18 protein-coding genes are annotated in these 23,589 nt (G+C 42.8%); 7 read left to right on the top strand and 11 right to left on the bottom strand.

All coding sequences use genetic code 11. The annotated features are described in order from the left end of the window. Positions 1–149: 149 nt before the first annotated feature. Positions 150–296 carry a histidine kinase gene (locus ACPZ3T_RS24410; RefSeq protein WP_490272024.1) on the top strand — a complete coding sequence of 49 codons (147 nt, stop codon included), beginning with the start codon at positions 150–152 and terminating at the stop codon, positions 294–296. Here ACPZ3T_RS24410 and ACPZ3T_RS24405 read toward each other — a convergent pair. The 5 genes from ACPZ3T_RS24405 to ACPZ3T_RS24385 all read right to left on the bottom strand — a co-directional run bounded on the left by ACPZ3T_RS24405 (position 284) and on the right by ACPZ3T_RS24385 (position 4,190). Then, the gene (locus tag ACPZ3T_RS24405) at positions 284–958 is read right to left on the bottom strand and encodes a glutathione S-transferase family protein (RefSeq protein ID WP_490272022.1); all 675 of its coding nucleotides are present in this window, start codon (positions 956–958) and stop codon (positions 284–286) included. The two genes, ACPZ3T_RS24410 and ACPZ3T_RS24405, sit on opposite strands and share 13 nt — an antisense overlap. Positions 959–1,158: 200 nt before the next feature. Continuing rightward, complete coding sequence (locus ACPZ3T_RS24400) at positions 1,159–1,584, bottom strand: acyl-CoA thioesterase (protein WP_490272021.1); 426 nt, start codon at positions 1,582–1,584, stop codon at positions 1,159–1,161. Positions 1,585–1,646: 62 nt separating this feature from the next. Further along, positions 1,647–2,030, bottom strand: coding sequence for a hypothetical protein (locus ACPZ3T_RS24395; protein ID WP_490272020.1), 384 nt, complete (start codon positions 2,028–2,030; stop codon positions 1,647–1,649). Positions 2,031–2,226: 196 nt separating this feature from the next. Beyond that, positions 2,227–2,814, bottom strand: a complete 588-nt coding sequence (locus tag ACPZ3T_RS24390; RefSeq protein WP_490272019.1) for a TetR family transcriptional regulator C-terminal domain-containing protein — start codon at positions 2,812–2,814, stop codon at positions 2,227–2,229. Between the two features lie 221 nt (positions 2,815–3,035). Then, positions 3,036–4,190, bottom strand: coding sequence for an iron-containing alcohol dehydrogenase (locus ACPZ3T_RS24385; RefSeq protein ID WP_490272018.1), 1,155 nt, complete (start codon positions 4,188–4,190; stop codon positions 3,036–3,038). A 481-nt stretch (positions 4,191–4,671) separates the two neighbouring features. Here ACPZ3T_RS24385 and ACPZ3T_RS24380 point away from each other — a divergent pair, with 481 nt between their 5' ends. From ACPZ3T_RS24380 to ACPZ3T_RS24370, 3 genes are all read left to right on the top strand, one after another. Beyond that, the gene (locus tag ACPZ3T_RS24380) at positions 4,672–6,225 is read left to right on the top strand and encodes an efflux RND transporter periplasmic adaptor subunit (RefSeq protein WP_490272016.1); all 1,554 of its coding nucleotides are present in this window, start codon (positions 4,672–4,674) and stop codon (positions 6,223–6,225) included. A gap of 225 nt (positions 6,226–6,450) precedes the next feature. Beyond that, the gene (locus tag ACPZ3T_RS24375; RefSeq protein ID WP_490272014.1) at positions 6,451–9,642 is read left to right on the top strand and encodes an efflux RND transporter permease subunit; all 3,192 of its coding nucleotides are present in this window, start codon (positions 6,451–6,453) and stop codon (positions 9,640–9,642) included. Between the two features lie 171 nt (positions 9,643–9,813). Beyond that, entirely contained in the window at positions 9,814–10,632 is an 819-nt protein-coding gene (locus tag ACPZ3T_RS24370) for a SirB1 family protein (protein ID WP_490272013.1), read from the top strand. Positions 10,633–10,880: 248 nt separating this feature from the next. Here the strand turns inward: ACPZ3T_RS24370 and psaB are convergent, their stop codons facing one another. Together psaB and psaA are read right to left on the bottom strand one after the other, a co-directional pair. Beyond that, positions 10,881–13,106 carry a photosystem I core protein PsaB gene (psaB, locus tag ACPZ3T_RS24365; RefSeq protein ID WP_490272012.1) on the bottom strand — a complete coding sequence of 742 codons (2,226 nt, stop codon included), beginning with the start codon at positions 13,104–13,106 and terminating at the stop codon, positions 10,881–10,883. Positions 13,107–13,221: 115 nt separating this feature from the next. After that, a complete protein-coding gene (psaA, locus tag ACPZ3T_RS24360; RefSeq protein ID WP_490272011.1) occupies positions 13,222–15,480 on the bottom strand; it encodes a photosystem I core protein PsaA in 2,259 nt (752 codons plus the stop codon). A gap of 684 nt (positions 15,481–16,164) precedes the next feature. Between psaA and ACPZ3T_RS24355 the strand changes: the two genes are divergently transcribed. Beyond that, positions 16,165–17,646, top strand: coding sequence for a hypothetical protein (locus ACPZ3T_RS24355; RefSeq protein WP_490277357.1), 1,482 nt, complete (start codon positions 16,165–16,167; stop codon positions 17,644–17,646). Positions 17,647–17,718: 72 nt separating this feature from the next. On the opposite strand, the gene ACPZ3T_RS24350 is transcribed toward ACPZ3T_RS24355, so the two are convergent. Beyond that, positions 17,719–18,624, bottom strand: a complete 906-nt coding sequence (locus tag ACPZ3T_RS24350) for a glutaminase (RefSeq protein ID WP_490272010.1) — start codon at positions 18,622–18,624, stop codon at positions 17,719–17,721. Between the two features lie 33 nt (positions 18,625–18,657). Between ACPZ3T_RS24350 and ACPZ3T_RS24345 the strand changes: the two genes are divergently transcribed. Further along, complete coding sequence (locus tag ACPZ3T_RS24345; protein WP_490277356.1) at positions 18,658–20,175, top strand: thioredoxin-like domain-containing protein; 1,518 nt, start codon at positions 18,658–18,660, stop codon at positions 20,173–20,175. An 82-nt stretch (positions 20,176–20,257) separates the two neighbouring features. Here ACPZ3T_RS24345 and ACPZ3T_RS24340 read toward each other — a convergent pair whose 3' ends face one another. Further along, the gene (locus tag ACPZ3T_RS24340; RefSeq protein ID WP_490272009.1) at positions 20,258–20,875 is read right to left on the bottom strand and encodes a DedA family protein; all 618 of its coding nucleotides are present in this window, start codon (positions 20,873–20,875) and stop codon (positions 20,258–20,260) included. 694 nt (positions 20,876–21,569) lie between these two features. On the opposite strand from ACPZ3T_RS24340, the gene ACPZ3T_RS24335 reads away from it, so the two are divergent. Beyond that, the gene (locus ACPZ3T_RS24335) at positions 21,570–21,923 is read left to right on the top strand and encodes an STAS domain-containing protein (protein ID WP_490272008.1); all 354 of its coding nucleotides are present in this window, start codon (positions 21,570–21,572) and stop codon (positions 21,921–21,923) included. 249 nt (positions 21,924–22,172) lie between these two features. Here the strand turns inward: ACPZ3T_RS24335 and ACPZ3T_RS24330 are convergent, their stop codons facing one another. Next, positions 22,173–22,733 carry an Npun_F5560 family protein gene (locus ACPZ3T_RS24330; protein ID WP_490272007.1) on the bottom strand — a complete coding sequence of 187 codons (561 nt, stop codon included), beginning with the start codon at positions 22,731–22,733 and terminating at the stop codon, positions 22,173–22,175. Between the two features lie 358 nt (positions 22,734–23,091). Beyond that, positions 23,092–23,418, bottom strand: coding sequence for a 30S ribosomal protein S6 (gene rpsF, locus ACPZ3T_RS24325; protein ID WP_490272005.1), 327 nt, complete (start codon positions 23,416–23,418; stop codon positions 23,092–23,094). Positions 23,419–23,589 lie beyond the last annotated feature (171 nt).

Here is a 23,589-nt window from a genome sequence, read left to right as displayed (position 1 = left end):
CACTGATTTAGTTACATTGAGATGTTTTGCCGATGTGCTAATCATCCTAGCTTTGATTTATGTAATGTGCCTTCACCTGATAGGGTGAGCAGAATGGGAGTACTGATACCATGCAGTCAAAGATAGTAACCTGGGGTGGGGGGTGGGGAGTGTGGGGAGTGTGGGGTGTAGGGGAAGACAAGGGAAGGGAGACAAGGGAGACAAGGGAGAAATATTTACCCCAATGCCCAATGCCCAATGCCCAATGCCCAATGCCCGATGCCCAATTGCCAATGCCAATTCTTTATTTTCCTTGATTATCTTGCTTTATCTGACGTTGACGTAGTTTCACTAAAAATCTCACCCGCCGCTTGAACTCCTCAAAGTCTGCGTCACTGAGTTGGGTTTTCTCCCAGGCTGGACGCTGGTTGATTTGTTTGCACCAATTCGATATTTGGGTATAATCATCTAGACTCACACCCAAGTTAGGTAAAAAGGGTAAAAGTGTTCCGGCAACAATGTCTGCTAGGGTTAACTGCTCGCCACAAAAAAAAGTGCGATCGCCTATAATTTCTGTAAAAAGTTTCAGCACTACATTAATATGTTCTACTGCTTGTAAAAATTGGGGCGATTCAGGATTTTCATAAATTAGTGTAACTATTTTGGGTAATAGTTCATTCGCTGTCACCATTTGCACCATTCTGACTTGGGCTAATGCTTGAGACTCAGTAGGCAGCAATGCAGGTGTAGGATATTTGCTTTCTAGATAGTCTAAAATTGCCAATGATTCTATAACTTTAAACCCATCATCTATAATCACCGGAATATGATGAAATGGGTTGATTTCTAAAAAATCTGGTTTTAATTTATCACCATTTAAATTTAACAAATTTGACTCAAATTCGATTCCTTTTTCTAATAGAGTTATCCACACACGCCGAGCATTAGGTGAAAGCGGTGCATAGTAAAATTTCAGCATTGAAAACCCCTAAATTTAATTGAAAAAAACGTCTGAATTAATTTATATCTCAGACTCCAACTGTCTTTAAGTAATAAGTAATGAGATTTAGTCATAACTCATAACTCATTACTCATTACTCATTACTTATTACTCATTACTTATTACTCATTACTCATTACTTATTACTCATTACTTATTACTCATTACTCATTACTCATTTAATGAAACTCTGAATATTTCTGTTTCAATCCTTCTGGAATCGGAATCGGACGACCATTCTCTAAATTGACAAAAGCACCTTTTTGTATAGCTAATGCCGCCAACTGATCATTCGCTAAAATTTCAGCTTTCACAGTCCATTTTAATCTGCTTAAATCACTCAACCATAAACGACCAATCACTTGAGAGTGTAGTTTAATTGGGCGTTTATATTCAATTTCTGTACCTGCAAGAATTGGTGCATATCCCTGCTGTAATTGTTGCTCAAGTTGCCAGTGTTTTTCTAAAAACTGGAGGCGTAAATCTTCTAACCATCTGATATAAACTATGTTGCTGACAATACCCATAAAGTCTATATCATAGGTTTTGATGGGAATTGTCATTACTATTTCTAATGCTCTCGATGATTGTTCAGGAACTAACATAACTAATCCTATTTTAATTTAAAACCAATCGGTCTGTAATTCTATAAAAAAAATTTAATTTTTTATTTATCAGTGAAGATTTTCATTCGCCTATCAATGTTAGCTTGTGTACCAGAACGCTCTCTACCTGGACGTACCCAAGCAATATCTTGATGAGAATCACGCGTCATTTGCTCATCTCGTGCTGCGTCACTTTTAAATCCGCCACGAGTAGAAAAACCAAGATTATGCCGAGGTTTTGTGAACATATGATAGACGGTAACTGCCTCAGTTTTTCCCCAAAGATACTGCTGTGCAATTAAGTCAGCACCTCTAGCATCTCCTACTACAAAGCCCTGATTTTGGGCGATGGCTTGATCAATTAACAAGCGGTAGTGTTGATCAAATTCATCGGGTTTTAAATCGAGATGTCCACTGATAAAGTTAATAATTTGCCTCTGTATCATATAGGAATCATATTTGATTATTGAACAGATACGTAGGGGAGGCAAATTGCAGTGTGGATTTTCCTCCTGCAATATTGCTGTTGTGTTAGCAGCGAGAGTACAGCACCTAGCACCAAGGCCTGTGGTGCGTTACGGCTTACGCCTAACACACCCTACACATACTCATTACTCATTACTCATTACTTATTACTCATTATCATAGATGAGTTTCTATGTATTCATAGAGATGACTTACTGCTCTTTGCATATAAATCTTATCTTCATATAATTTGGTCATCATAATTGCACCTTCTAAAGTTGCAGTGATGACGCTAGCAATTTCATCTGCATTTACTCCCGGTTTCACTTCACCTTTATCAATTCCGGTTTCAATAATCCGACGAATCAGATTTAGCCAAGCAGTCATAGCTTGTTGTGTACGCGCTTTTAAAAGCGGGTGAGTATCATCACTTTCTACAGCCGTATTTAGTAGGGGACACCCTCCGGGAATGGGTGGATGCTCTACAGAACTGCTAAATACATTGATTATCGTTTTTAAACGGCCGATCGCATGACGTTCATGACGTAATGCTAATCTGTAGTTTTTACTCACACAAGCGATCGCATAATCAAAAGCCTGTAGTGCTAAGTCATCTTTACTTTGAAAGTGATTGTAAATTCCTCCTTTTTTTAACCCTGTCACCCGCATGATGTCAGAAATAGACGCACCAGCATATCCCTGTTGGTTAAACAGTTCGGCTGCTTGTTGGATAATCCGAGCTTTTGTTTCTTCGCCTTTAGACATCGTCAATATTTAAGACCGACTGGTCTGATTAAGATTAGCACGATATATTTAGGATAGTCAAGCTTTTTCATTAAAAATGGGCATGGGGCAGAAAAATTCAAAATTCAAAATTAAAGAATTTTGGGCATTGGGCATGGGGGAGGCAGTGCGTTGCTTTGGTTTCCAAAGTTGTAGCAACTGCCGTTATTAAGCATGGGAAGATTGATTTTTATGCAAGATGTCTAAATTGAAAGACTTAAAATTTTCTCGACTACTTGAGAGTCTACATCTTGCTGTTCGCCTAAAATTGTTAAACCATGACGCTGTAGACGTTCGATAATCACAGGAATGGTTTCTCGTCCTATACCGTAATTAGATAGATGAGTGGGGACACCAACTGACTCAAAGAAGTTGCGAGTTTGAGCGATCGCTTGCTCTACTCGTTGTTCTTCGCTACCATCAACTATGTTCCAGACTCGCTGTGCATATTGTAGAAGCTTTTGCCATTTGCGATCGCGTCGGATATAGAGGTTACTTGGTAAAATAATCGCCAAGGTCTGAGCATGATCTAAACCATGTTCTGCCGTTAACTCATGGCCAATCATGTGAGTTGCCCAATCTTGGGGAACTCCCGCCGCAATTAACCCATTGAGAGCCATTGTTGCACACCACATCACATTAGCCCGTGCATCATAATCATGGGGATTGGCTAAGGTTTTTGGCCCCTCTTCAATCAAGGTTTTCAAGATTGACTCTGCCATCCGATCTTGTAATGGTGCGTTGGTGGGATAAGTTAAATACTGTTCCATCACATGGGTATAAGCATCAACAATGCCATTACCAATTTGTCTCGGAGGTAAGGAAAAAGTTGTCTCAGGATCAAGCACCGAGAACCGAGGAAATACTAAATCACTCATAAAGTAGAGCTTTTCTTGTGTTTCTTCCTTAGTAATGACAGCACCTGTATTCATCTCTGAGCCAGTAGCTGGGAGAGTTAATACACTACCAAGGGGTACAGCCTTTCTCACAGGTGCTTGCTGGGCGAGAATATCCCAAGGATCGCCCTCAAAGTGAACCGCCGCCGCAATAAACTTAGTTCCATCCAAGACTGAACCGCCACCCACAGCCAAAACAAAATCAATCCCTTCTTGGCGCACTAATTTTACAGCTTGCATTAGTGTTTCTAGGCGGGGATTAGGTTCAATACCACCGAACTCAAAAGTATTTCGTCCAGCCAACGCAGATTTAACTTGCTCATATACACCATTGGTTTTGATGCTACCTCTACCGTAAGTTATGAGAATTTTGGCATCCCCCGGAATTTCAGCACCAATATTGGCAATTTGACCTTTACCAAACAAGATTTTGACTGGGTTGTAAAAGACAAAGTTTTCCATGACGGCTTAAATCAGTGAACAGTGAACAGTTAACAGTTATCAGGCGTATAGTGGAGGATTTACACCCACCACTAACTTTTACCAGCCATTGTTCATTTTTGAATTTAACTGATAACTGATAACTGACAAAGTGGCTCATTTGTAGAAATTTTCCCAATATTGTGTATATAATGCAAGCAATTACTTGCATTTGTAAGCAAGTGCTTGCATAAAATAGTTTTAGTCAAATGTTGTGCTAGGAAATCTCATGTTTTGGAGATACTTCTAGGACGGTTGTTGATAGGTTTGTCTTTCATCAAAAATATGTATAAATCTTTTTAGGTATAAAAAGGCAGGGTAACACACAAAATTTAGGTTTATGCAATACATTTGTAAAATACAGTTGCCCAAAGCGCATCAAAAAAAGTTGCTAAAGATGCAGAGAAAAAAGATTATCACAGTAATTACACGCAGATAATTTTTAAAATAAGAGTAGTTCCATATGTCTCATGAAGATTATTCCCATTCCTCAGTACCAGTAGAGATAGAAGATTCTACAACCACCCCAAAAGCTGAGAATCTCTTGCAAGAAAATAATTATCTTCCTACTCCCCCTGAAAAAAAGCGGCGTTGGCCTTTGATTGTCGGCATTTTGTTGTTAATCCTGGGTGGTGGTTTTGGCTGGAGGTGGTGGCAAAGTAGCCTGACAAAAAATAGCCCACCTGGGATGATGGCTGGTAAATCGATGGGCGTTCCCGTGAAATTGACGACGGTGGAAACGGGAACTTTAGAAGAAAGTTCAGTATTTGTAGGGAGTTTAGAAGCTCCGCGCTCAGTGGTACTGAGTCCAGAGATTGAAGGGCGAGTCAGTCAGATTGTAGTTAAAGAAGGCGATCGCGTTCAAGAGGGACAAGTAGTCATCCGTCTGCAAAGTGATGATGCTCAAGCCCAATTATTACAAGCCAAAGCTTCCCTAGAACAAGCCCGCGCTCGCCTAGCGGAACTCAAAGCGGGGACGCGCTCAGAGCAAATTGCCCAAGCCAGAGCGCAGGTAGCCCAAGCCCAAGCTAGATTAACAGATGCTCAAGCGGGAGCGCGTCCAGAGGAAATTGCTCAAGCCCAGGCGCAGATAGAGTCAGCAAAATCTGATTTAGATTTAGCCCAGTCCAGAGCGAAACGATACGAACAACTGCGAAAAGAGGGAGCAATTTCCCAAGATGTGTTAGACGGATATCTCAAAGAACAACGAAGTGCCGAAGCTAGATTAAGAGAAAGCCAGCGCAGACTAGAACAACTGCAAAAAAGCCGCCGTTCTGATATTACCGAACTAACTGCGGCTCTAGAACAGCAAAAACAAAACCTCAGACAACTAGAAAACGGCGCACGTCCCGAAGAAATAGCCCAAGCGCGATCGCAAGTTACCCAAGCCGCCGCCCAAGTCAAAGCAGCAGAAGTTCAAGTCCGTTACACCAACGTAGTTGCACCGTTTACAGGGATTGTCGGTGATATTCCCGTCAGAGTAGGGAGCTTTGTCAGCAAAGGTGATCAACTCACCACACTGACTAGAAACAATGCTTTAGAACTGAATATCTCCATTCCCCTCAACCAAGCCGGACAATTGCGGACGGGATTACCTGTACAGATATTAGATACCCAAGGCGAAGCCACCGCCACAGGGAGAATTAGTTTCATCGAACCCAACGCCAATTCTAATTCTCAAACAGTATTGGCAAAAGCCACCTTCAGCAACGGTGCAGGACAACTACTCAATCGCCAGTTAGTCCAAGCCAAAGTGATTTGGGATGAACGCCCAGGGGTATTAATTCCCGTCACAGCCGTATCTCGATTAGGTGGAGAAACCTTTGTGTTTGTCGCCCAACCACCCGAAAAACCCCAACCCGGATCACCATCATTAGTAGCTGTACAGAAATCCGTCAAACTCGGAGCAATTGAAGGCAATAACTACCAAGTTCTCGAAGGACTAAAACCCGGCGAAAAACTAGTAGTTTCCGGCATTCTCAACCTCAGCAACGGCGCGCCGATTATTCCAGAGTAGAGGCAGGAGGGAGGCAGGGGGCAGGGAGCAAGGGGCAGGGAGCAAGGGGAGACAAGGTAGACAAGGTAGACAAGGTAGACAAGGTAGACTTATTTTCCCCAATGCCCAATGCCCAATGCCCAATGCCCAATGCCCAATGCCCCATTCCCAAAATTTTTGAATTTTGTAGCTTGCTTCCCGTAAGGGTATTTTGAATTTTGAATTGATTAACCCCATTCCCCATCTATGTTTGTTGACTTCTTCATTAAACGGCCAGTCTTTTCTACAGTCTGCGCCTTAATTATTTTGCTGGTGGGAGGAATCAGTATTCCCACTCTACCGATTGCCCGGTTTCCAGATATTAGTCCGACACAAATCAACGTTGCTGCTAACTATACGGGCGCGAGTGCGGAGGTTGTGGAAAGCGGTGTAACAAACATCTTAGAACGCCAAATTAATGGTGTTGAGGGTGTTAAATATATTACTTCCAGCAGCAGCAACGATGGCTCTAGTAGCATCACTGTGACTTTCGATGCTTCACGGGACAAAGATATTGCTGCCGTTGATGTGCAGAATCGCGTTTCTGTGGCGGAAGCTCAATTACCTGACGTGGTACAGCGTACAGGAGTGCGGGTAACTAAGCAATCTACTAACATTTTGCTGGGGATTGGCTTGTATACCGAGAATCAGGAATATGACGACATATTTCTCAGTAATTATGCTGACCTTTACTTGGCAGATGCTTTAAAACGAGTCAAAGGTGTGGGTGATGTACGGATTTTTGGGGAACGTCGCTATGCAATGCGTCTGTGGCTAGATCCTAATCGCCTAGCTAGTCGGGGCTTAACTACAGCAGATGTCACCAGGGCGTTAACAGAACAAAACTTGCAAGTCGGTGCGGGTAGAATTGGGCAAGAACCTGCACCGAAAGGACAACAATATCAACTTGATGTGCGGGCTGCGAGCCGACTGACAGATACAAAAGAGTTTGAAGAACTTGTCCTGAAAACAGAGAGTGATGGTACTTTAGTTAAACTCAAAGATGTCGGTAGAGCGGAATTAGGGGCAGAAAACTACAATACATTTTTACGATTTCGGGGTAAAGAGGCAGTTGGTTTAGGGATTTATCAACTTCCTGGTAGTAACGCCTTAGATGTAGCTAGGGGCGTGAAAGAGGAAATGGCGCGATTAGCTCCGAGTTTTCCCCCAGGGATGAAATATCAGGTAGCTTTTGACACGACAATGTTTGTTGAGGAATCATTGTCAGAAGTAGTCAAGACGCTATTAATGGCGGTGGCGTTAGTGGTGCTGGTGATTTTTGTCTTTTTACAGGACTGGCGGACTACCTTAATTCCAGCTTTGACTATTCCTTTGGCTTTGGTGGGGACATTCGCTTTTGTCAAAGTTTTTAACTTTTCTATTAATAGTTTGACCCTGTTTGGTTTGACTTTAGCATCGGGGTTGGTAGTAGATGATGCGATTGTAGTAGTTGAGCAGATTAGCCGTTTTATTCAAGATAAAGGTATTTCACCCCGTCGGGCTGCGAGTGAGTCAATGGCGGAATTGTTTGGTGCAGTTATCGCCACTTCTTTGGTATTGATGGCGGTGTTTATTCCTGTAGCATTTTTTCCTGGTACTACTGGCGCACTGTATCGACAATTTGCTTTAACTATTGCCTTCTCGATTGTCCTGTCTACATTTTTGGCGTTGACCCTGACACCATCTTTGTGTGCTTTATTACTGCGCCAAGGACAAAAGCCAACAGGTTGGTTGGGTAGGCGGTTTGAGCAGTTTAATGAATTACTGGATAAAGTCAGGCAAAAATATAGGCGATCGCTCTCTTTCCTTGTCCGCATCAAAAGTATTATCATCGGTCTATTCGTCGTTGCCTTGGGTTTAACAGCTTGGTTATACACCTCAGTTCCCACAGCCTTTTTACCGGATGAAGACCAAGGTTATTTCATCACCATTTTTCAAGGGCCGCAAGGGGTATCTTTGCAATACACAAGTGATGTCATGGCTAAGGTAGAAAAAGAAATTCTCCCTTTACCAGAAGTTGTAGGAACGTTTGCAGTAGGCGGCTTTGGTTTTAGCGGCAGTACAGCCAACACAGGTATTATTTTCACCACCTTAAAACCTTGGGCTGAACGTCAAAGACCAGACCAATCAGTACAAGCTATTATTGGGAAGCTACAAGGTAAGTTATTTGCGATTCCTGAAGCTAGAGTGCTTGCTGTCAACCCTCCAGGGATTCAAGGTTTAGGTAACTTTGGCGGTTTTACCTTTCAAATGCAAGACCGCCGAGGCAATAGCGGTTTAGAAAATTTAGTCCAGACAATGGGACAATTGTTAGGACGCGCCAACCAAACATCAGGATTACAAGCCGTATTTAGTACCTTTGCAGCCAATACACCACAATTATTAGTAGAAGTAGACCGCAACAAAGCCAACGCATTGCAAGTGTCTGTGGATGATATTTTCAGCACCTTACAAACGGCTTTGGGTTCTCAGTATGTCAATGATTTTAATCTGCAACAGCGCAATTATCGCGTGTATGTGCAAGCAGATAAACAATTTCGTGCTAACCCCAAAGATATCGAACAATTGTATGTGCGATCGCAAACCAATCAAATGATTTCTCTGGGTAATTTAGTCACAATTACTCCTGTAGTCGGAGCGCAAACCATTAACCACTACAATTTATTTCGTTCCATAGAAATTAACGGCAGTGCTGCACCTGGTTTTAGTTCCGGTGATGCAATTAATAAAATGGAACAATTAGCCCAACAAGTATTACCTGCTGGCTATGGTTATGAATGGTCTGGCACTTCCTTAGAAGAAAAAGAATCCGGTGGTTTAGCACCTTTAATTTTTGGTTTAGGACTAGTATTTGTATTTTTGGTATTAGCCGCCCAATACGAAAACTACATTGACCCTATCATCATTTTGTTATCTGTACCTTTAGCAATTTTTGGCGCATTACTAGCCCAATCAATGCGGGGTTTTGCTAATGATGTTTACTGTCAAATTGGTTTAGTCATGTTGATTGGTTTGGCAAGTAAAAATGCAATTTTGATTGTCGAATTTGCCAACCAACTCCACGAACAAGGACTTCCCATTCCCAAAGCTGCAATTGAAGCAGCACAAGAACGTTTACGCCCAATTTTAATGACCGCATTTTCCACACTCATTGGTATTTTTCCCTTAACTATTGCCACAGGTGCAGGTGCAGGCAGTCGTCAATCCTTGGGAACAGCAGTGTTTGGTGGAATGTTAATTGCCACTTTCTTAAGTTTATTTGTCGTACCAATCCTGTATATTGTAATTAAGACAATGACTACCAACTTGTTTAAAACAAATCACCACCCAGCATTAGAACCAGATACAACATCATGGGATCAAAAAACTGCAACCTCAGCCACAAAACCCCATGAGTAATAATCCCAGCCTTTCTTAAAAGTAATCATCCCCCAAACCCATCAAAAGCAGAGCCAACAAACCACATCAACATAACTCACATTTGTAATTACGAACTACCAATTACGAATTACGAATTACGTTAGCGAAGCGGGACGAAGTCCATTACGAATTACCTATCAGGTGTCCCTTATGACATTCTCTCTACCACGACAATATTTTTACCGGGAAATTCAACATTCCGATGAGCATATTGACCTAGCTAAAGCAGCTTTATACATTGCCAAAGAAGAATATCCCTACATTGATATAGAAGAATACTTAAACGTTTTCGATACGATGGCAGCAGAAGTACAAGAACGTTTACCCTCTTCACGTTATCCATTGCGAGTCATTCAAACTATCAATCAATATCTCTATGATGATTTAGGATTTGTGGGGAATCAGAGTAATTATTATGACCCCTGCAATAGCTTTTTAAATGATGTAATTGACCGACGGACAGGTATTCCCATTACAATGGCGTTGGTGTATTTAGAAATTGCTCGCCGCATAGATTTTCCCATGTTAGGTGTAGGAATGCCAGGACATTTTTTAATTCGTCCAGCAATTCCAGACATGGAAATTTTTGTCGATGCTTTTAATCGTGGCGAAGTGATGTTTAGCCAAGACTGTCAAGACAGGCTAAACCAAATGTTTCAGCAAAACGTCCCTTTACGCCCAGAATTTTTAGCTACAGTCAGCAACCGGCAATTTTTAGCCCGGATTTTAGCTAATTTAAAATATATTTATTTGAGACAACAACAGCTAGAAAAAAGCTTGGCTGTAGTCGAGAGGATTTTACTGTTATTTCCTGATACTCCTTCAGAAGTGCGCGATCGCGGTTTGTTAAACTACCAGTTAGGTAACTATTCAGCAGCCACAGCAGATTTACAAACTTACTTGAATAAAACTCCCGAAACAGAAGATGCAGCTTTAATTCGGCGATTACTCAACGATTTAAATAGTTGAGAGGAATCAATTCAAGAAACACTTTGACTTGTGTGTACACCGTAGCTTATATTTGCCAGAAGGCAACAAATCATACCTAATTGGGATAAGTAGTATTGTTTCGAGATTCTGGAATAGGGTAATACCAATCCAAAATCCAAAATCCAAAATCCAAAATCCAAAATTGGTATAACTTCACCACTAAAAAAAAATCCCCCACCTTACGGCAGGGGATTTTTTATTACTTACCTACAAAACTAGCAGCCAGATCAACCGAACTTACCAGCAGTAGAAGCAATTAGGAAAGCTGCATAGGTGACAACATAGCCGACGGTGAAGTGAGCTAAACCAACTACACGAGCTTGAACGATGGAGAGAGCAACGGGTTTGTCTTTCCAGCGAACGAGGTTAGCGATAGGAGTACGTTCGTGCGCCCAAACTAGGGTTTCGATCAACTCTTGCCAGTAACCTCTCCAGGAGATGAGGAACATGAAACCAGTAGCCCAGATGAGGTGTCCGAAGAGGAACATCCAAGCCCAGACAGACAGGTTGTTCACGCCGTAGGGGTTGTAACCGTTGATCAACTGAGCGGAGTTAGCCCAGAGGTAATCACGGAACCAGCCCATTAAGTATGTAGAGTTTTCGTTGAACTGAGCAACGTTACCTTGCCAAATACCCAGGTGTTTCCAGTGCCAGTAGAAGGTTAACCAACCTACTGTGTTTAACGCCCAGAACAGAGCTAGGTAGAAGGAGTCCCAAGCGGAGATGTCGCAAGTACCGCCACGACCAGGGCCGTCGCAAGGGAAGGCATAGCCGAAGTCCTTTTTATCGGGCATCAGCTTAGAACCACGAGCATCCAAAGCACCTTTGACTAGGATGAGGGTGGTGGTGTGCAGACCCAATGCGATCGCATGGTGTACCAAGAAGTCGCCAGGGCCAATTGTTAAGAACAGGGAGTTAGTACCAGAGTTAATGGCATCTAACCAACCAGGTAGCCAAACGTTGGCATAGTTGGGGTAAGCGGTGTAAGCAACGCTATCGGGGTTAGACAACAAGGTGTCTAAGCCGTAGAGAACTTTACCGTGAGCAGCTTGAATGAACTGAGCAAATACAGGTTCAATCAAGATTTGCTTTTCAGGAGTACCAAAAGCAACTACTACGTCGTTGTGAACGTATAAACCGAGGGTGTGGAAGCCTAAGAAGAGAGATACCCAGCTTAAGTGAGAAATCAATGCTTCTTTGTGCTGTAACATCCGCTCTAGTACGTTGCCTTTGTTTTGTTCGGGATCATAGTCACGAACTAAGAAAATCGCACCGTGAGCAAACGCACCAACCATCAAGAAGATAGCGATGTATTGGTGGTGGGTGTACAACGCTGCCTGTGTGGTGTAGTCCTTAGCGATGAACGCGTAGGAAGGCAGAGAGTACATATGCTGTGCCACCCAGGAGGTTACAACGCCCAAACAAGCCAAGTGCCAACCTAATTGGAAGTGCAGAGAGTTGTTGTAGGTGTCATAAATGCCTTGGTGGGGCATATTGAAGGGGCCTTCAACGGGTTTGCCAAAGAAAGTTTTGGCATTCATCATTTCTTTGATGCTGTGACCGATACCGAAGTTGGTGCGATACATATGACCAGCAACGATAAACAGTACAGCGATCGCCAAATGGTGATGAGCGATGTCGGTCAACCACAGAGATTCTGTCTGAGGATGGAAACCACCTAAGAAGGTCAGAATCGCTGTACCAGCACCAGTGGATGTCCCAAAGACGTGACCTGCTGTATCAGGGTTTTGGGCGTAAACGCTCCAGTTACCTGTAAAGAAAGGTGTTAAACCTGCTGGGTGGGGGGCAGTGGTTAAGAAGTTATCCCAACCTACGTGCTGTCCACGAGCTTCGGGGATAGCAACGTGAATCAAGTGACCTGCCCAAGCCAGAGAGCTAACGCCAAACAAACCAGCAAGGTGGTGATTGAGGCGAGATTCAGCACTCTTGAACCAGGCGAGGCTGGGACGGAACTTGGGCTGCAAGTGCAACCAACCAGCAAATAAACACAGGGCAGCGAATAATAACAGTCCGACTGAACCGATGTACAGTTCGGTGTTTGTCCGCATACCGATGGTGTACCACCAGTGGTAAACACCAGAGTAAGCAATGTTTACAGGATTACTAGCACCAGCTTGGGTAAAAGCTTCAATTGCTGGTTTACCGAAGTGGGGATCCCAAATCGCATGGGCGATGGGGCGGACGTGTAGAGGATCTTTAATCCACTGTTCAAAGTTACCTTGCCAGGCTACATGGAACAGGAGGCTGGAAGCCCAAAGGAAAATGATTGCCAGGTGTCCGAAGTGGGTAGCGAAAATCTTTTGGTAAAGATTTTCTTCGGTCATGCCGTCATGGCTTTCAAAATCGTTGCCCATTGCGATCGCATACCATATGCGCCGCGTAGTTGGGTCCTGTGCGAGATCCTGGCTAAATTTTGGAAATTTTGTTGCCATAGGTTTGATATTTCCTCTGACCTTTAGCCATCAGGTTTCAGCTTTGGGAGTTCTGAGTTTTGAGTCTTAAGTTTTTCACTCACTACTCACAACTCAGTACTCCTTAAACTGATTGCTATCCTACTGAAAGAATGTGTGCGTGGAAGAATGCCCAGGTGGTAGCAATTCCTCCCAGGAGGTAGTGAGCTACACCAACTGCACGACCTTGAGTGATGCTCAGAGCGCGAGGTTGGATTGCTGGAGCTACCTTCAGTTTATTATGCGCCCAAACGATGGACTCAATTAATTCTTGCCAGTAGCCACGACCACTGAACAGGAACATTAAGCTGAATGCCCAAACGAAGTGTGCGCCCAGGAACATGAGTCCGTAAGCAGACAAAGCACTACCGTAGGAGTTGATTACTTGTGAAGCTTGCGCCCACAAGAAGTCACGCAACCAGCCGTTGATGGTGATGGCACTTTGGGCAAAGTTACCACCAGTGATATGAGACACATTACCAGCTGCGTCTACTGTTCCCCAAACATCAGATTGCATTTTCCAGCTGAAGTGGAAAATCACAATTGACAAGGAATTGTACATCCAGAACAGTCCTAGGAACACATGATCCCAACCGGAAACTTGGCAAGTACCGCCACGGCCAGGGCCGTCGCAAGGGAAGCGGAAGCCTAAGTTAGCCTTATCGGGGATCAAGCGAGAGCTACGAGCGAATAGTACGCCCTTGAGCAGAATCAGAACAGTTACGTGGATGGTGAAAGCATGGATATGGTGAACCATGAAGTCGGCAGTACCCAAAGCGATGGGCATCATAGCGACTTTACCACCGATAGCCAAGATACCGCCGCCAAACGCATAGCTAACTGGCTCTAAAGCGTTAGGAGCTGTGCCACCAGGAGCTAAGGTGTGCAGGTTTTGCACCCATTGAGCAAATACTGGTTGTAGCTGAATTGCGGTGTCGGAGAACATATCTTGGGGACGACCCAATGCGCGCATTGTGTCGTTATGGATGTATAGACCAAAGCTGTGGAAGCCGAGGAAAATACAAACCCAGTTCAGGTGAGAAATAATGGCATCCCGGTGACGAATCACCCGATCCAGGACGTTGTTTTGGTTAACAACAGGATCGTAATCCCGCACCATGAAGATGGCAGCGTGAGCAGCACCGCCCACAATCAAGAATCCGCCGATCCACATATGGTGGGTGAACAAGCACAACTGAGTTGCGTAGTCAGTTGCCAAGTAGGGATAGGGGGGCATCGCGTACATATGATGCGCGATGATGATGGTCAACGAACCCAAGAATGCTAGGTTAGTGCCTAATTGAGCGTGCCAAGAGGTGGTCATGTTCTCATAAAGACCCTTGTGACCTTCCCCGGTGAAGGGGCCTTTGTGGTTTTCGAGGATCTCTTTGATGCTGTGACCAATACCCCAGTTGGTGCGGTACATATGTCCAGCGATGATGAACAATACCGCGATCGCTAAGTGGTGATGGGAGATATCAGTCATCCACAAACCACCGGTCACAGGGTTTAAACCACCCTTGAAGGTCAAGATGTCAGCGTACTGACCCCAATTCAAGGTGAAGAAAGGTGTTAAACCACTGGCAAAGCCGGGGAACTGCTCAATCAACAGGTCTTTGTTCAGGATGAACTCGTGGGGCAAGGGTACATCTTTGATGGGTACACCTGCATCCAACATCTTGTTGATTGGTGCGGAGACGTGAATTAAGTGACCAGCCCATCCCAAAGAGCCGCAGCCTAGCAGCACTTGCAAGTGGTGGTTTAACATCGACTCCGCATTTTGGAACCATTCCAATTTGGGAGCGCGTTTGTGGTAGTGAAACCAACCAGCAAACAAGAATAAACCTGCTAGCACTAAGCCACCGATAGCGGTGCAGTACAGCTGGAAGGAGTTGGTGATCCCCCAGCCCCGCCATACTTGGAACAAGCCAGAGGTGATTTGAATACCGTGGAATCCACCACCAACATCACCATTCAAAATGTCTTGTCCCACAATTGGCCAAACGACTTGTGCGCTGGGCTTAATGTTCAGTGGGTCGCTCAACCAGGCTTCGTAGTTAGAAAACTTCGCGCCGTGGAATATCATCCCGCTCAACCAGATGGTCACAACGGCCAGGTGTCCGAAGTGAGCCGCAAATATCTTGCGGGAAATGTCTTCTAAATCGCTTGTATGTGTATCAAAATCGTGGGCGAGGGCATGAAGGTTCCAAATCCATGTGGTGGTTTTGGGGCCTCTAGCTAGAGATTTGTCGAAGTGTCCAGGTTTAGCCCATCTTTCAAATGAGGTTGGGACTGGATCGTTATCAACTATCACTCTGGCTTTTTTTTCCTCTCGCTCCGGAGGACTAATCGTCATTCGACCTCCTCTCTAGATAAGGAATGAGGAATCATGAAACCACAAAGAGAACCACTATCGCTTCCCACAGAATTTTTCTGGAGGGGCGACGAAGACGCTATGTGGAAATTTGTTTCTGTTGAATTATAAAGTCTTCACTTGTACATTGTTAGAGAGATTTTAACAATAATTCAAAATCGCTAAAATAATTGTCTCAATAACCTTTCCACTGCCAACTATCTGCAAAAAAGTCAATACTTTATCTATTTAATTTACAAACAATAACAATTCGTAAAATTTATCCTTTGATACACTGGAACACCAACTTACCAGGCAGTCTAGGCTTGGGTATATTTCTTTTCTTATGGATTTGATTTGTGATTTAAATACTTAATTAATACAAGATGTAAATAATATAACGTTTATTATGGCAATTTCAAAAATTCATGCTATGTGAACTAGATTTAACCTTTGAGACAATAGTTTGCCGTAGTTCAGATCAGTCAAAATAATCTAGCAGTTGTCAAAAATCATCACTGGGTATCAGCCATGAACCACAGGCAGAGAGAAGTTCGAGCCGAGGCTTCCTCGGATCGAAACTTCGGAGAGGTAGGGGGCAGGAGGCAGGCTTGTCCTGAGCGCAGTCAAAGGGGGGCAGGGGGCAGGGGGCAGGGGAGCAGAGGGGCAGGGAAGATTTTGATCCCAATGCCCAATGCCCAATGCCCAATGCCCAATGCCCTTTTTTCACCTATTTTGAGATGGCTAATTGCAGTAGTCTTTGTTTTGAGTTTGACTAGTTGTGGTGACAAAAGCTTGGGAGAGCAAGTCTCTGTAAAGTACAAAGACCAACCGCAACAACAAATATCTCAGCAATTTTCCGAAGTATCCCCACCAGCAGTTATTCAACAACTGGGGCTAACTCTAGACACTTATCGGCCACAAGTCCAAATCATTCAGCCTCAACCTGATCAAATTCTCACAGATCAGACAGTTAGAGTCCAACTTCAGGTTAAAGACTTACCAATTTTTCAACATCCACAATGGGAACTTGGCCCTTATCTGCATTTAATCGTTGATAATCAGCCATATATTCCTATTTACGACTTAGAAAAACCGCTAGTATTGTCAGATTTATCGCCAGGAACTCATACTCTGCGTGTCTTTGCCTCTCGTCCTTGGCATGAGAGTTTTAAAAATGCAGGTGCTTATGCCGAGACAACGTTTCATCTGTTTACTAAAACTGATGACAACAATCCTGATACATCTCTACCCCTGTTAACCTACAGTAGCCCTCAAGGTGATTATGGGGCAGAACCCATCTTGTTAGACTTTTATCTGACTAACGCACCTCTACATCTAAGTACCAAAGATAATGCTGACGACACAATCAGCGATTGGCGTATTCGCTGTACAATTAACGACGAAAGTTTCGTACTCGATCGCTGGCAGTCAGTTTACCTCAAAGGTTTTAAACGAGGTATAAATTGGGTTAAGTTAGAATTTCTCGATAATCAGGGAAACCCAGTTAAAAATGCTTTTAACACTACAGTCAGACTGGTTAACTACCAACCAAAAGGTAAAGATACTCTCTCCAAAATCACCAGAGGGGAATTAACTGCTGATGAAGTACGTGGCATTGTAGATCCCGGCTATGCAGCGAAAGAACCAGTTGCTGAACCTACACCTACCCCAGAAACTCAACCCAAAGAAGAACAATTACCCACTCCTGAAGTTACACAAACACCACAACCAGAAATAATTCCCACTCCCCAACCATCTCCTAGGGTAATTCCTACACCTCCAGAGGTAACGCCAACACCATTACCAAGCATTACCCCTGAACCCCAACTAGAGGTAACGCCAACGCCATCACCAAGCATTATCCCTGAACCCCAAGTAGAGGTAACGCCAACACCATCACCAAGCATTACCCCTGAACCCCAAGCAGAGGTAACGCCGACACCATCACCAAGCATTACTCCTGAACCCCAATTAGAGGTAAAACCTCAGCCTGAAGTTCAGGAAGAATCACCAGCAGCAGTAACTACACCATCACCTACTGCTACCCCAATAACTGAACCAGAGGTTAATGCGACTGAGTCAACTGAACAACCAGTTAACAAACCTAAAAAAGTCAACTTAGGCGATTATTTCAAACGCCGATCGCATTCTGTATCGGCGGAATAGGGCATGGGGCATGGGGCATGGCTCAGTTATCATTCAGTTGATACTGATTGCATTGCCTCTGCTCTTGTGCTTTTAGTTAAAAATACTCAACTCTAGTTTTTGGGCTAATAATTCCACAAACGCGATCGCCCCAATAGGATTACCAATACTATCTAAAGTTGGACTATAACAGGCGATCGCACCTTCTCCCGGTACAATTGCTAATAACCCACCACCGATCCCCGACTTCATCGGCAGTCCAATTTTAATTGCCAATAATGGCGAAGCTTCGTATAAACCACAGGTTAACATCACACTATTGACTATCTGACGGTGCTGAGATTGTATATAGTCATGCTGACACCCTAAGAGTTTTCCGAGTAAGCCTAAATCCTTGACTGTTCCAGAAATACAGCATATTTGTTCGTATGTGTCAAGAGTAAGATCGGGATTTGTAATATTTCCAGTCTCAGCTAGATAATTAGCGATCGCCTGATTAGCAGTTGAACGAGACGCGCGTACTGAGGCTAACATCACCTCATCTATATGTAGATGACAATTGGCTAACTGGTTCAACCATTGGCATAAATTCTCGGCGCGCTCGTTAGGAGTCTTTCCCGGTAATTTATCCGCTAGAGTAATAGCACCACTATTAATCATGGGATTGCGGGGGTGTCCGCGATCGCTAATTAATTGCTCTAGAGAATTAAAAGCTTTATCTGATGGTGCAATTCCCACCCATTGCAAAACTGTATCTGCTCCCATCTCCTCCAGCAGATACAGAAATGAAAATGATTTGATTACACTCATCAAGGGGAAGACACAGGCTGTATCCCCCAGACTATAAGTTTGTCCTGATACACAGCAGATATGAACTGCAAACCAACGGGGATCAACCATAGCTAATTGCGGAATGCGATCGCAAACCTTACCTAGATGCGTCTGAGTTTTAGCTAATTCCACCCACTCAAATAACTCACTGATATCTAATTTTTCCATTGAATTTTGAATTTTGAATTGGAGCGAAGCAACTTGACTCCCCGTGTCAGATCCCCAGAACTACCCCAAAATTACACTTGGCTAAATACCAAGCAACCCTTATCACTTAAACAACTCAGGGGTAGAATTGTCATTTTAGATTTTTGGACATACTGTTGTATTAATTGTCTCCATGTTTTACCAGACCTCAAGTACTTAGAACAGAAATATCAAGATAGTCTGACAGTCATTGGTGTTCATTCGGCCAAATTTGACAACGAACAAGAAACTGAAAATATCCGCCAAGCTATTTTGCGCTATGACATCGAACACCCAGTTGTAGTAGATAGAAATTTCCGTATATGGCAAGAGTATACAGTGCGTGCTTGGCCTACATTTATTGTGATTGATCCAGAAGGCTACGTGATTACCTCTGTTTCTGGTGAAGGCAATCGTGATATTTTAGACCAATTAATTGAAAAGTTGATTCAAGAACATCAACATCAAGGCACAATAAATTTCCAACAACTCAGTCTGACTTTAGAAAAACAGCAACAACCATTAATCACACCCTTAGCTTTTCCTGGTAAGGTTTTAGCTACTCCAGAAGCTTTATTTATTGCTGACTCTGGACACCATCGGCTGGTGATGAGTTCTTTAGATGGTGAAGTTCTTCAGGTAATTGGTAATGCTAAGGCTGGTTTAACAGATGGTGATTTCTTTGCCGCACAGTTTTCTGCACCCCAAGGAATGACATTTGATGCAGTCAATCAAATTCTCTACGTTGCTGACACCGAAAATCATGCTGTGCGTCAAGTTGATATTAACCGCCAAGTGGTAGAAACCATTGCCGGCACTGGTGAACAAAGCCGCAATATTCATCCTCATGGGGGTGATGGCTTACAAATTCCCCTCAATTCTCCTTGGGATGTAGTGAAAGTAGGAAATACCCTATTCATCGCAATGGCAGGTTCACATCAAATTTGGCAGATGAACTTAAATACAGGTATGGTGTCAACCTATGCTGGTAGAGGTGCAGAAGGTTGTCTTGATGGTTCACTCACGGAATCTGTCTTTGCTCAACCTAGCGGAATTACTACCAACGGACAAGAGTTATTCATTGCTGACAGTGAAATTAGTTCAATTCGTGGCGTGGGATTAATAGAACCATGTCAAGTCAGGACTATTTGTGGTAGTGGAGATTTATTTGGCTTTGGTGATGTTGATGGAGAAGGCGAAAATGTGCGATTGCAGCACTGTCTAGGAATAGAATATGCCAATAATTTTTTATGGGTTGCAGATACGTACAACCATAAAATTAAATTAGTCAGTCCCCATACAGGCAATTGTCAAACTATTTTGGGAGATGGTTCTGCCGGGTTACAAGATGGCGAAGGTAAAAGTACCCGTTTTTTTGAACCTTCAGGACTGAGTGTGTTAGGTTCACATCTATATATATGTGATACCAATAACCATGCTATCCGTCACGTAGATTTGAGTACCTTAGAGGTCAAAACTCTCAAATTTTCGGGATTGTGTGCGCCTGATGTCTGTATTCCTAATAATTTTTAAATTCAACTCTACCTAGCTAGTTTTGTTGGCAGTAGGGGAGAACTTGCCCTCGCATAATCAGTTCTACCCCTATTTGTATTGTCTACTCCCTAACTTGGCGAGATTCCAACCATAGGGGAATCACAATCAACGCTACCAGTATCAGTAAAGCCAAAATTGCAAACTGACTGACCCAAGTTACCAACTGTTCTAGAGAAACAATCCTACCTGCAAAAAAGGCTAATGTGACCATCAAACTAGCCCAAGCAGTTGCACCTAAAATGTTATATACCAAAAATGTTCCAAAAGGCATTTCAGCTATACCAGCTAGTGGTGCGGCAAAAATCCGTAACAGAGCAAAAAAGCGACCAAAAAATACAGCTTTAGGTGCATTTTGACTAAACTGCTCTTTAATAGCTAATAATCGTACTTCACTAATCCGAAATATCTTACCTACTTGCAATAAAAAAGACCAACCGCTTAACCTACCAATCCAGTAGCCGCAAATCCCACCAATAAAAGCACCACTTACCGCAATACTCAAAACTATCCAATAATTCAATTCATTACTACCAGCTAAAAATCCACCCACTAAGGTTACAGTTTCACCGGGAAGAGGAATACCGAGATTTTCTAATAATATTCCCAAAAAAATAGCCCAGTAACCGTAATGATGGGCAAACTCCTGGATGTTTTCTAATGAAATCAACTCAAGAGACATCCCGCACCGTCGCCTTTACAATTTTTTACTTTATATACATCTTTGCTTGTTTTTACCTGGGGTGTCAAACAATTTTAGATTTTAAATTTGTCTTGGCGTAGCGGACGCAGCGCAGCAAGTATTTTAGATTGACAAAGCCCCGTTGGGGCGGCGTGTGGCTCACAAGTGTAGGTTTTTTACCTAGCAGTGAGTCATGACTCTCAAACTAACGAAAGAATCATCGTTTCACTGACCCCTACACCCCTACACCCCTACACCCCAAAATCAAGGTTTTTGGTACACACCGTAAAAAACCTTGGTTTTGGAGTGTAGGGGAAGATTATAATCAATTTAAATCTATATGACTTATAAGTTATTTATAATTGACAAGCAAATATTCATCATGTACTAGCATAACTGCATAATAAATAAGATAAATCAATTACTTATTATGAAAAATTCATAAAAAGCCGAAAAAAATATAAAAATTCTGTAAAAGATACTATTGATACGGAAATCATTAGGCGTTTGTGCCTATATTGAGAAGTGTTAAAACAAATTATACGGAATAAATACTGAAGCGATCGCGTCAGTTGGAGTCATCTACAGATACTACCCTGAGTAATTGTAGGAATGATTTTACAATTAAAACGTCATTCAGTATTGATATCCACTTCCTGCTTTTGTTAATTGTTTCAACTATTTGGTTAAATTCATGACACTCACACAAGAATTGCAAGTGGTTTTGTTGAAGCCCCAAGGAAGCGTAGACTTACAAGATGGTAACGCTTTGATTGCACAAATGGCTGCGATCGCACCTCAACCTCATCAAGTCTGGGTAATTGACCTCGCAGCAGTAGACTTTATGGATAGTACGGGATTAGTTTCATTAGTCAAAGCCTTAACTTCAGCCAAACAAAACAGTTGTCGCTTAGTTTTGTGCAACGTACACACACCTGTGCGCTTAGTTTTAGAACTGACACAATTAGATTCGGTATTTGAGATTTTTGACACCTATGAAGATGTCTTGAATTGCGTCAATGGTGAGCAGCTATCATTAGCAAGCTAAACTCACACACCAGCCAAGCCCATCTTTCTTTTAAGAACTGAGAGGGAAACTTGGACTAAAATCCTCAATCTTTTGCGAAGTCAAGTTTTGTTTGAAGGTATGCGGCGCGAAAGATTACTAGCCCTACTCTTCTAGAGTGAGGGCATTTTGGTGGGGTAATTTTAAAAGTAGGCAAATAAAAATACACAGTTTTTCAGGAAAACTGCAATTTTATTTATATATTCAATAATTAAATTTAAATTAAATGTTTCAGGCATTCTGCACAGCAGAAACATTTGTTGGTGTAGATACTGGACGGGGAAAGTTGGGCAAATCAATGCCACTATGACTAGAAGTACGGGTTTTCAGAGCCAAGCGATAACTGACGCTCTGAAGTTCGGCTTGTAGTTGACGGTTTTCTCTCTGTAGTGTCGCTACTTTCTCTCGCACTGGAGTCATTCGTTCTTCAAATTTACGACGGTAAATTTGAGGTAGTTCCTGTACAACTTGCTCCAACATTCGACTGCGATCTGTTAATTCCTGCACTGACTGCCGCAGTTGGTAAATTTCCGCGTCACGAGATGCAATTTGCTCTTGATAGAAAGTGACTTGTTCCTCAACAGCTTGTAACTGTTCTTGCAAAGCTTTTAACTGTGTTAGATCCTGTTCCGGCTCTAATTTGGGAGGTATAAAATTAGTATTGCCCTTGACTAGCCGAAAAAGTTCTTGAGATAGTTGCTGCACTAATTGATCGCGTAGCTGTAACTCTTGGCGCAGCTGCGACATTTCTGTAGATAGAGCTTGGATGTTGGGGATTTCAGTTTGGCTCACGGCGGCTTAAAGCTCCGATTGAAGAATATTGTCCAACCTTGAATATAAGTGCGATCGCCTAGGATGAGGCTTCGCTCATTACCTGCTTGTGGCAAGTAATGTTAATTTAGCATTCCCAACTCCATCACAAAATAAGGCAGAAGGTAAAATTTTTTTTCGTCAGGGTAGCGACCTAGGTTTTGAGGAATTAACTGTGGTGTTTTAACTCACCACAGCCTTCACAATTTAGCTGATCAGTGGGTTTAAGTCTGCCACAAAGGCGGCGTTCAGTAAGACAAATTACTGTTAAGGTGCGGTGGTTGTTTAAATCTCCCACCACACTCTTTGATAACTGATAACTGTTAACTGATCACTGAATTTATGCAGTAGCAGCAACTTCCTCGGTTTTCTCCTCGGAAACTTCTTGCTTAATTGTGAGATAGCGAATGACATCTTCGCTCAAACGCATTGCACGTTCTAAAGGAGCAATCACTGTTCCAGTCCCAGTGTAGTTTACTTGAATATAGATGCCATCACGATGCCTGTTAATTTCATAAGCAAGACGACGCTTACCACGATTTTGGATTTCGATGTTATCTGCACCTTGATCTTTGAGCAAGTTCTGATATTTAGCGATCGCTAAGTCTACCTGTTCATCTGTGAGGTCGGGACGCAGGATATATAGTGTTTCGTAAACTGTGGACATAGTTGTAATTCTCCTTTTGGACATTTGGCTGCTGATGTTAATTTATACAGTACCTTTATTGAAGCTACTAATATCAAGGAACATTTGAAGCAGCAAGGAACTTTGACTCTCACCGTACTAAAGTCACGGTGATTCAAACTGTTGTTCCGAATGAGGAACACAGCCATCATT

This window comes from Aliinostoc maniaoense, from assembly GCF_058172895.1.
Note: the sequence above shows the minus strand (reverse complement) of the source record. Positions and strands in the feature narration are given on the sequence as shown.